The following is a 10,905-nucleotide window of genomic DNA, read 5'->3' as shown; positions in this document are numbered from 1 at the left end:
TTTCTTATTTCTTCACCTAGTGTATTGGTTACTACTTCTACTCTACCATTTGCATCTCTTACTTCTGTGGTAAAGTCAAGATTGACATAGCTATCAAATACTCTTGCTATCTCGTTTGTATCACTACCTATCTTTTTCTCTAAATCATCTAGCATATGATTTAATACATTTTTTAACTCATTTAATTGTGGATTATGTGGTGTTTCTGTGATTCTTGCTCTAAAATCACCTGCTTCTATTGTTTTAGCGGTTTCTACGGCTTGAGCTACTGCTTTAGAATCTTGCTCTAAACCTAGCTTTGTTTTTTCTATGTTTTCGTTTATGGCGTGAGCCATCTCTCCTAGCTCATCATGGGTTGTAATATGCAGGGGCTTTGGTGCGGTTTTTACCTCGTGGTTTAAAAATGCAAAAAATGTGAGTAAGCTTTTTTTGATAGTTTCAACTGGCTTAAGGTAGATATAAAGCACCACAAATAGCACGATCACGCTTATTGCTGACATTAAAACAACGAGTATGCTTTGCAATGCAGCCATATCCCAAATTGGCTTTTGTATCATACTTAAATCTTCAAGTGTGCATACTGAATACGCTTGTCCTTGCACGCTTGCGTGATTACAGGTTGCCATTTTGCGTTCTGTTTTGTTATTGCTTATATAGTCAAAGAGAATATTTTTATAGTTTCCTTGTTTTGCGGTTTCTGCATATAATGCTTTGAAATTCCCATTTTCTTTTAGCAAGATTTCTTTATTCGATGCTGCAAAAGGCACATGTATGGAATCAAGGGCAAATACATTCACAGGGATAGCGTTAAAATGGTCTTGTAGCTGCTCTAGCATAAGATCGAGTGAAAGTATGCCGATAAACTTACCATCTTTGTAAAGCGGATATGCAAAGGTAAAGCATGGTAGGTGGGTTAAAGTATCCTCATAAGCAGGGCTAATGTATATGCCATTTTGCTTTTTGGCTTCAATATACCAATCACGCGTTCGCACATCATAGTTATGTGCTTTACCATAGGAATAATGGCTGATTTTTTCCTTATCAGATTCTGTATCGCTGACTATAAGCTCCCCATTTTCTCTGCCTATACCAGCACTCATAAAGTTACCGCCAATGCGAAATGAACGAAGAAGCGGTCCTACATTTTCCATCACTGCTTCTTGTGTGGCTAACTTTTCATAAGGCATTTCTAGAATCATATTGCCAAGCTCTTGTGTAGCTTTGAAATTAGTCGTCATAAAATCAGCAATAATTGCATCTGCCATTTTTACATTATTTGCTTGTGTATGTGCGGCTAACTCTAGCGTATTGCTACGAGTAACAAAGAAAGTGATTAACCCGATACCAAGCAATGCGATCACCATTAACGCACCGACTAAACATGCGATTTTTGTTTTAATGCTTTTTATCATGAAAGCTCCTAAGTATGTAGAAATAAATTATTTTGTGTAAATGCAAGTAATTTGTAGAACTGCATTAATGCGTGTATATGGTAATAACACAAAAATATAGTCCGAAACTATACATTGTTAAAAATAATCAAGATTTAATCATCATTGTCTTTATTTATTGCTTCACTATCGAATGTCTCACCAGTCTCGCTCAAATCCCTTGTCTTTTTGCTTCGTGCTTCAATCATGATTGGTGTGCCAAGAAAGCCAAAATGTTGTCGCAAGGTATTGATAAGATAGCGTTTATAGCTAAAATGCAGGGCATTTGGTCTATTCATAATAAGGGCTATTTTTGGTGGTTTAGAATCAAACTGCGTTGCATAATAGATTCTCACAATCTTGCCATGATCGCTTGGTATGGGGTGCTTTTTAAGTGCATTTTGTATGCAGGTATTAAGCTTTGCAGTTGGGATTCTAAGGCTAAAGTGCTGATAGACTTCTATAATCTTTTGCTTTAATTCTTTGATGTGTCTATGCGTTGTGCTTGAAGCGGTGATAATTGGGGCATATTCTAAAAACTTGAATTTTCTCTTATAAACTTCAAGGCGACTATCAAACTCTTTGCTGCGTATATCCCATTTATGAAACACTACGATAACGCCTAGCCCATTACTACTTGCAATAGAGCTAATCTTTTCATCAAGCTCCACAAACTCCGTGCTGCAATCAAGCACAAGCAGGGCAATATCGCATTCTTGTAGCATTTTTTGCGTTCTATCAAGGGCGTATTTCTCTATCCCTTCAATCTTACTGCGTCTGCGAATCCCTGCGGTATCTACAAATGTAAGATTATAGCCATTATACATAATATGCTCATCAACGGGGTCAATGGTCGTCCCTGCGATGTTTGATACAAGAGATCTGTTTGTATTTGTGAGTGCGTTTAGTAGAGAGCTTTTGCCGACATTTGGGCGACCGATAATGCCTATTGAGATAGTGTTGTCTGTATTTTGTGTTGTGTCTATTTGATTAGATATGGTGCTTAAAGATTCTATATCCTGCGAAGTTTCATTTATAGAATCTAGAAACTCATTATTTTGTGATTTAGATTCCATATCAGCTTTTAAAGGTATAGAATCTGAATTATTATCGCATTGCGTATTAAGTGAAATATCTTTTAAAGATTCTATACTAGATGTTTCGCTACGCTCAACATGACAAGGATTAGAATCTAGATTCTGTGTAGCTTGTGTTTTAGAATTAGTGCGACTTTTTAAAGTGGGATTAGAATCTAGCTCTTCATCTTCAAAAGTAAGAATGCTTTCTGTATCGTCAAAATAATCTAAAAAATCAAGTGTTTTTAAAGTCTTTTGTGCTTTTATCTTTTTAGAATCTATAAGTTCTTGTATCATGTTTTCAATGCTTGATAAAAGCTTTGTAATGCCTCTATTATGTGCCACAGAGATTGTGATATAGGGCACACCAAATGCCATAAAATCATTTGCCTGCATAGCGATTTTATCGTTATCGACTTTATTTAGCACGAGTAAAAGGGGTTTTTGCTTGCTTAACTCTCTAAAGATTCTAATATCTTCATCAGCGACAATATTGCTTCCATCAACCATGTATAAAATAATATCGCTTGTCGCAACGACTTTGTATGAGTGAAAGGCGATGTGTTCTTTTAGCTGGGTAGCAATTACGGCTTGTTCTCTTTTATTGCTACGATTTATATCATGTATGTCTTTTGTGCTTGGGGCTATTGTTTGAGACTTTGTAGCTTTATTTTGTTTGTAAAACTCTTTTAGTCTATGTGCTAAGACTTCAAGCCCACCTGTGTCAATGAGTGTAATATCAAAGTTATTAAGCCTTAAATCTCTTTTGTTAATATCCCTTGTGCTGCCGCTTATATGTGAGGTTATGGCGATATTCTTTTGATTTAACCGATTAAAAAGTGAGCTTTTGCCGACATTTGGTCTGCCCATGATTGCTACACTTGCGATAGGCTTTATCTCTATTTGTATAGAATCTTGTGTGTTTTCTTTAGATTCTATATGTTTTTTGCCACGCTGTTTTGTGTCTTGCGTGATAGCATTAGAATCTTTTATATATTTTTTACCAAGTCCCAATAGACTAGTTTGACTCTTTTTACGATATTTGCTTTTATTGTTTGTATCTTTTTTCATAATGGTATCTTATATGTGAGTTTGTGGGATAGCCCCAAAAATTTAGGGCTATGTTAAGGTTTAAATGGAGTTATGTTAAATTAGAAATGAAGACCTAGTGTAACGCCTATTCTATGCATATCCAATTCAACAGAATTTAGCACTTTTGGTTTTTGCCAAGACGCATCAATACCGATTGCTAAAGGTAAAATTGGAATCTTAAACTTCAAACCATAGTTTAACGCCCAAGTATTTGAGATTGTCGCATCTGTAAATTGAGAATACGCAACACCTACATAAGGAGTAAGATAGAAAAACTCAAGCCCCAATACTGCACCATATTGTAGGTTGTTGTTTCTATCGCCACCATTGATGATTGTATTAACCGCATTGTTTTGAGTAATTCCTGTGATATTTTCCCATTTAATAAAAGGTGCAATGCGGAATGATCCCGGCTTTAACCATAATCTTGCATACGCACCATAAGTGATATTTGTGTCGCCATCAAATTTTCCACTTTTTGCACTATCAAAGCTAGTCCCTACGATACCACCAGCTTCTGGTGATATAAATGGCAATGCTTGCGCACTACCTGCTGCAAGAACACTTGCTAAAACTGCTGCTTTCACACATTTTGTAATTTTCATCTCTTTATCCTTTCATTGTGTAACATTTATTCAATGCTTAAGATTGAATGCACAATTATACAACTATATCGTCTCATTAAGGCAAACATAAAGTAAAGAAACAAAAAATGACGATATGACTGCTATGTCTATTTTGGCTTACATTTTGTATCTTTTATCTTATGTTTCACACAAACAAAAGAACTTTCAAGTATGCAAAGCTAAGGAATCTAAACAAAAATGTATTATTTTGTAACATTTAATAGTGTGTTGTATATCATTGTCGCATGTAATTTACTATGTCAATAAATGATATGAATAAAATAATTTCGCAAAATTTGATTTCTAAAAGTTAAAGCAACATGCAATGATGAAGTTTAAGAAAGGTAAGCAATGAAAATATGTCGTTTTATGATGTTAGTATTTACTGCCTACGCATTAACAATACTCAACGCAAAGACAGATTCTAAGAAACAAGAAGTAGAAAGTCTAGATTCTAAAACAACCGCTTGTCATACTGAGGCGTTAGCCGAAGTATCTCAAACTTTAGAATCTAAAAAAGATATTTTGTGCTTACACACTCGATATGACAAGAATCTAGATTCCAACAAATACGCAGCAAACACAAAACAAAATCTAGATTCTAACTCCGCACAAAAAGACACAACACACAATATGCAATCACAGCGAAACAACAATATGAAAAAAGAAGAAACCCATGAATACCCACTTTTAGATAAAAAGTCAAAAGATGAGCTATTTGGCACGATAAATACCGCAGAAATCCCCGATGCAATCCCAGCACCACTGACCACAAAAGCCCTTTTAAGCGTTGAAGATTGGCGTGATACTTATTTCATATATCTTTACAATTTCACACCTATGGAAAATCCACGCCATATACCAAATGAGCTTAAAGGACAGATAAGCTTTAGAGTCCCTTTGTCAAGGAATATTTTTAAAAGCGGTGGAATCTTATATTTTGCTTTTACAGATACTTTCTTTTTTCAAGTGTTTAATGAAAAGGCAAGTTCGCCGGTAAGAGACAATGACTTTCAACCTGAATTTCTCTTTACCTATCCTATGAATGTAGTATTTTGGGGTGGCACACTCACAGAGCTTACAACTGGTTGGAGGCATATTAGCAATGGCGAGATAAATATAGAGCATGGTGGGGCAGCTGATAGAAGTCGGGGTAGTGATAGATGGATATTTAAAGCTAGATGGACGACAAAGCATTGGGGTGTTGATATGGAGGCATTTGCCCCTGTGAGATTCTATCCCGAGAATCCATTTATATATAAATACTTAGGAAGCCTTGAGATAAAAATATTTATGCGTTATAACAAGCATTTAGCCGATGCGACTATAACGGGCTTATTACGATATTTTCAGCCCGGAAAAAAGATTGATAGCTTACATGGTGGTTTGCGGCTAAGCTATACTTATAAGCTTAATCCATATTATGGAGTTTATATGCAATATTTTGTTGGCTATGGGGATTATCTTTATGAATATGATAAAATAGGACATAGAATAGGCATTGGTGTGCGTTTTGTGAGATAGGTGATACAAGATTGTTGCTTATAGTTTCTAAAATATGCTAAGATTAGAAAACAAGATAAAGGCAAAACATGCAAATATCACTTGATACTTTTATTATTTCTGATACGCATTTTGGACATAAACATGTGCTTGTAAAAGAGCCTTTAAGAGTGATTACACTGAATAACACGCATTATAAAAGCTTTGATGATTTAAGTTTAAATTGGTGGAATGAAGTCGTGAGTGTGAATGATAGTGTGTTGCATTTAGGGGATTTATACTTTGGCGATGGTGATAGCATTTTGCCTAAACTCAATGGTGAAAAAATGCTTGTTGTAGGCAATAATGATATGGGTAAATATCAAAAGCTAAAAGATTGGCGTGTGATAAAAAAGATTAAATTTAAGATTCCAGAAAAAGATATGCTAAAAAAGGCAATGAAAAAAAAGTGGGGTGATGAGCTAAAAAATCCCTATGCCACAGGCTTAATCGTTGATGTGAATAATGTGCGGATTATGTTTAGCCATTTTCCCGTTGGCGAGAGAAAAAGAAATGATAAATATCATAAAGCAAGGGATATTATCGACTATGCTTTTTCTTTGGCAAAATGTGAAGTCAATATCCACGGACATATACACTCAAGAGATAGTGTGCAAGATTACTGCATTAATGCTAGCACAGAAAGACTCTCATTCCGCCCTAAAAGATTGCGCGATATTCTCTCTTCATGGGCACATTTTTAATAGCTTTTTAGAATCTTTATCTTAATAAAAGGGGCAGTTATGTTACTAAAAAATGCGTTTATAGCTTTTCTCTCACTTTCTACTTTATATGCAGATACACTAAAAGAGTGTAAAACCGAAGCGGATAAAATAAGCGGTTGTGTAAAGAGAGATTATCATTCCAATGGGAAACTTTGGGAAGAAATACCATATAAAAATGGCAAAAGAGAAGGTATGACAAAGTGGTATTATAGGAATGGGAATCTAGAATCAGAAGAACCATATAAAAATGGCAAAAGAGAAGGTATAGTAAAAGAGTATTATGAAAATGGGAATCTAAAGGTAGAAATACCATTTAACAACAATGGCGTAAATGGGGACATGAAACTCTACACAGAAGATAAAAAGCTATTAGCCTTAATTAAAGCAGAGAATCATAAGTTCATAAGCGGTAAATGCTTTAATAACAAAGTCTTAACAGACAAAGAATTAAAAGAGATGCGTAGAGACGGCTTCATCGAAAGAGCAATTATCTATTTAAAAGAAATATGCCTTAAAAGCGATTCTAAATAATTTATGATTTTAAAGTCTTAACACTTGCTAGATTCTAATCTTAGAATCTTTATGGCTTTAATCTAAAAGAGTTATTGTAAAATGCATAATATTAAGCGGAAAGTGTCATAATAGCAAAACACTAACAGATGAAGAAATATCGACTCTGGAGACAAGTGAAACTTCAGCTGCTTTCTTCAGATTTTTACATGAAATATGTTTGCCTAATTTTTAGTTTCTAGTTTGACTTTGAGCTTAGAGGCTTTCAAATCTTAAGCGATAGAATTATATGCAACTTAAACTATAATGCTAGGCAGCACAAAGAAGTTTCATAACACGAAAATTTATAGAATCTAAACAGATTTTAGATTCTTGTGATTAGACTCTGTGCTTTATAAAACATTTTCCATAAAGGTATTTGAGCGATGGCACTATCCCTTGCTTTTTCATACTCATCTTTTGGATACATTTTATCCCATGCTTCCATGAGTTTTCTCTCTTGATCGCTTAAGCGGATATTATAAGTTTCACTCATGTAAAGATATGTGCGGGCGATAAGCCCTTTAGAATAGTTTGCAGGATAGAATCTCTTTGCTTTAAAGTCAGTATAAACCTTGCAATTTCCATATTGATTATAGACTATATATCGTGGGGCTTCTGCATATCTAAAGTTGCTTCTGTCTGCATTTATTTCGCCGATTGCTGGGACAAGGTTTCTTGGGTCTGCTTCCATGAGATTAAAGGTTTTATCATCCCTGCATGCTTTTCTGCCGCCTTTTTGCCAACATGGGAGATGATGTCCAAAATTATGGGCTGGCATGATATGCTCAAACTCAATATTTTGTGTGCGTTCATTAATTGCCTTTTTCTTTGTGAGTGGCTTTCTGGGGGTGTAGTGTGGAGATTCTATTAGCCTTATACCATTGTCTGTGATTTGAAAGGGTGCTTTGCAATAAAACTCGGTTGTAAAACCTTTAGATTCCCATATCTTTGTCAATATCTCTTTAGTCTCGCGGAATGTTTGCGGTGGATTTAATCCATCAAAAAGCAAGTAAGCAAATAAGGTTAGCAGAGAAGCAATACTTATAGTTTTTAATCTACGCACAAAATACCTTTCATATTTTTATAAAACATATAAAACTTGTTGCAAAACATTGACTACAACACTAAAAGATTCTAAGAATCACAAATCACCTCAAAGATTACTGCCATCAATTAAGGGGTTCTAAGCCTTTACAACAGCTCAACAATCTCTCTCAAGCATTTCACAACATAGCTTATAGAATCTTGCGTGATAACATAAGGGGGCATAAAGTAGATTGTATTCCCAAGTGGGCGAAGTAGTAAGCCCCTTTTTAAGCCCTCTTCAAAGATCAATATATTTGGTCGCTCTTTATCTGTAATAACATCAAAGGCTATAACCATACCGCATATTCGCATATTGACTACTTTAGAAGAATCTTTTAGAATCTCAAATTCCTTTTTCATAAATAGACTTAATTGCTTATTTTTCTCAATGATATTTTCCTGCTGAAAGATATCAAGCACCGCATTTGCCGCCGCACATGCAAGTGTGTTACCTGTATAGCTATGTGAGTGTAAAAACGCCTTATATGTGCTATATGGCGCATAAAAAACATCATATATAGAATCTGAAGTAATCACAACTGAAAGTGGCATATATCCACCACTAATACCCTTTGATAAGCATAGATAATCTGGCACAACATCGCATTGCTCTAGTGCAAACATGCTTCCTGTGCGACCAAAGCCAACGGCTATTTCATCAAAAATGATTTGGATTCCATACTTCCTGCATAAAGCTATCGAATCTTTAATATAGTCTTTATTATACATGTGCATATTACCTGCACACTGGATTAAAGGCTCTAAGATAAACGCACAGATTCTATCGCCATACTCTTTTAGAATCTTTTCTAGCGATTCTAGTGCATGAGAGTAATCGCCAAATTGCGTTTCTGGGACTTCTGTGCGTAAAGATTCTAATAAAAGCGGGGCATAAGTCTCTTTATACAAAGCTACATCACCAACGCTTAATGTCCCTATTGTCTCGCCATGATATGAGTTTGTGAGTGAGAGAAAAAGATTGCGATTAATATTAAGATTACGAAAATAATGAAAACTCATCTTCAATGCTACTTCAATAGCAGATGATCCATTATCCGCATAAAAGCATTTATTAAGTGGTTGTGGTAACATATCACAAAGCCGCTTAGATAGATTGATAATAGGCTCGTGGCTAAATCCAGCTAGAATTACATGCTCTAAATTATCAAGCTGCTCTTTTATCGCTGCATTAATATAGTCATTACAATGTCCAAAGAGATTCACCCACCAGCTACTCACACAATCAATATAGCTTTTATCATTAAAGTCATACAGATAGATTCCCTTTGCCCTTTTTATAGGGATAATGGGTAATTTCTCATGGTCTTTCATCTGCGTGCATGGATGCCAAATATGTGCTAAATCAAGCATGGCTAAATTATCATTTTGCATGAAATACCTTTATATAAAATCATCTCTTTATAGTAAAATAGTAACTAAAAATCGCATTTTTTGCAATGCCAATAAAAAGGAAAAGAATGCAGGCTACAAAAATACTACAAGCCCTAAAAGATGATAACAATCTACGCACACTGCAAGATATACAGCACGATGGCATATATATCATAAAAGATAATAAAAGATTGCTAAATCTCTCTAGCAATGATTATTTAGGTATTGCCACTGATAGGGAGTTAAGAGAAGAGTTTTTTGATACAATAGATAAAGAAAGCTTACTTTTAGGTGGCACTTCATCGCGTAGTCTAAGTGGAAATTATAGAATCTTTACGCAGTTAGAAGACTATATCGCCGCACAATTTAGCAATAAATCTTGCCTACTCTTTAATAGCGGCTATCATCTTAATATATCCTGTATGCAAGCCCTAAGCGAGTTTAGTAATGTATTGTTTGTCGTGGATAAATTCGTGCATGCAAGCATTATCGATGGCTTAAGGCTTGGTGGAAAACGCTTTATGCGATACACTCATAATGATATGCAATCTCTTGCAAGTATTTTAGAAAAGACACATAATCAATATGAAAGCATTATTATTGTGAGTGAGGGGCTTTTTAGCATGGATGGCGACTTAGCACAGCTAGATTCTCTCTGTGCGTTTAAACAGCAATATAGTAATGTTATGCTATATCTTGATGAAGCCCATAGCGTTGGGGTATTTGGTGAAAATGGACTGGGTTTAGCTAGTCTAGGCTATGAAAATTCTATTGATTTTTTAGTCTATACTTTTGGTAAGGCGATTGGGTCTTTTGGGGCGTGTATGATTTGCTCAACTCATCTCAAAGACTTTTTTATTAATAAAGCAAGGGGCTTTATCTACTCAACTGCCATCGCACCTATAAATGTAGCATGGAATCTTTTTGTATTTCAAAAGCTTAAATCCATGCAAAATAGAAGAAAACATCTATTAAATCTAAGTGAGCTATTACGCAAAGAGTGTGCGAAATATAATATAAGATTAATGGGTGAAGCACAGATACTATCACTCATAGCCCATACAAATGAAAATGCCCTTTTACTTGCCGATAAACTTAGTCATAAAGGCTTTTTTGCCCCAGCGATTAAAACCCCAAGTGTCCCACCAAACACAGCACGACTTAGAATCTCTCTCACAAGTAACATGCAAGAAGAAATGATGATAGAGCTTGTCTCTACATTAAATGCTAATAGAATCTAATTCACATTATAACACATACAACACACCCTAAAATGCGCATCTTATACAAAAAATCCAAAATATTTTTTATACTTTTATAGAAAATTTTATTTTGGCACACCTTTTGCTTCATACATGTCAAGTGCAAGGTTTGCACAAATACT

At 35.0% G+C, this 10,905-nt stretch carries 9 protein-coding genes; 4 read left to right on the top strand and 5 right to left on the bottom strand.

The window, feature by feature from the left end:
• The 3 genes from C6H17_RS13390 to C6H17_RS02860 all read right to left on the bottom strand — a co-directional run.
• Positions 1-1,412: cache domain-containing protein (locus C6H17_RS13390; RefSeq protein WP_104731328.1), on the bottom strand; the 1,412-nt coding region annotated here is incomplete at its 3' end.
• Between the two features lie 134 nt (positions 1,413-1,546).
• Positions 1,547-3,376, bottom strand: coding sequence for a GTPase (locus tag C6H17_RS02865; RefSeq protein WP_418904707.1), 1,830 nt, complete (start codon positions 3,374-3,376; stop codon positions 1,547-1,549).
• Positions 3,377-3,657: 281 nt separating this feature from the next.
• On the bottom strand, positions 3,658-4,203 hold the full coding sequence (locus C6H17_RS02860) for a hypothetical protein (protein ID WP_005217273.1): 546 nt from the start codon (positions 4,201-4,203) through the stop codon (positions 3,658-3,660).
• 372 nt (positions 4,204-4,575) lie between these two features.
• On the opposite strand from C6H17_RS02860, the gene C6H17_RS02855 reads away from it, so the two are divergent.
• The 3 genes from C6H17_RS02855 to C6H17_RS02845 all read left to right on the top strand — a co-directional run bounded on the left by C6H17_RS02855 (position 4,576) and on the right by C6H17_RS02845 (position 7,022).
• Positions 4,576-5,748, top strand: a complete 1,173-nt coding sequence (locus tag C6H17_RS02855; RefSeq protein WP_020995375.1) for a phospholipase A — start codon at positions 4,576-4,578, stop codon at positions 5,746-5,748.
• A gap of 68 nt (positions 5,749-5,816) precedes the next feature.
• Entirely contained in the window at positions 5,817-6,470 is a 654-nt protein-coding gene (locus tag C6H17_RS02850) for a metallophosphoesterase family protein (protein WP_005217276.1), read from the top strand.
• Between the two features lie 39 nt (positions 6,471-6,509).
• Positions 6,510-7,022, top strand: coding sequence for a toxin-antitoxin system YwqK family antitoxin (locus tag C6H17_RS02845; RefSeq protein ID WP_005217278.1), 513 nt, complete (start codon positions 6,510-6,512; stop codon positions 7,020-7,022).
• 343 nt (positions 7,023-7,365) lie between these two features.
• On the opposite strand, the gene C6H17_RS02840 is transcribed toward C6H17_RS02845, so the two are convergent.
• The gene (locus C6H17_RS02840) at positions 7,366-8,052 is read right to left on the bottom strand and encodes an endonuclease (RefSeq protein WP_005217280.1); all 687 of its coding nucleotides are present in this window, start codon (positions 8,050-8,052) and stop codon (positions 7,366-7,368) included.
• A 182-nt stretch (positions 8,053-8,234) separates the two neighbouring features.
• Positions 8,235-9,521, bottom strand: coding sequence for an adenosylmethionine--8-amino-7-oxononanoate transaminase (locus tag C6H17_RS02835; protein ID WP_005217282.1), 1,287 nt, complete (start codon positions 9,519-9,521; stop codon positions 8,235-8,237).
• An 86-nt stretch (positions 9,522-9,607) separates the two neighbouring features.
• Between C6H17_RS02835 and C6H17_RS02830 the strand changes: the two genes are divergently transcribed.
• Complete coding sequence (locus tag C6H17_RS02830) at positions 9,608-10,762, top strand: aminotransferase class I/II-fold pyridoxal phosphate-dependent enzyme (protein WP_005217284.1); 1,155 nt, start codon at positions 9,608-9,610, stop codon at positions 10,760-10,762.
• Positions 10,763-10,905 lie beyond the last annotated feature (143 nt).

This window comes from Helicobacter rappini, assembly GCF_900198625.1.
Lineage (GTDB): Bacteria > Campylobacterota > Campylobacteria > Campylobacterales > Helicobacteraceae > Helicobacter_A > Helicobacter_A rappini.
The sequence above is the reverse complement of the archived record's forward strand: the minus strand, read 5'-3'. Positions and strand labels throughout refer to the sequence as shown.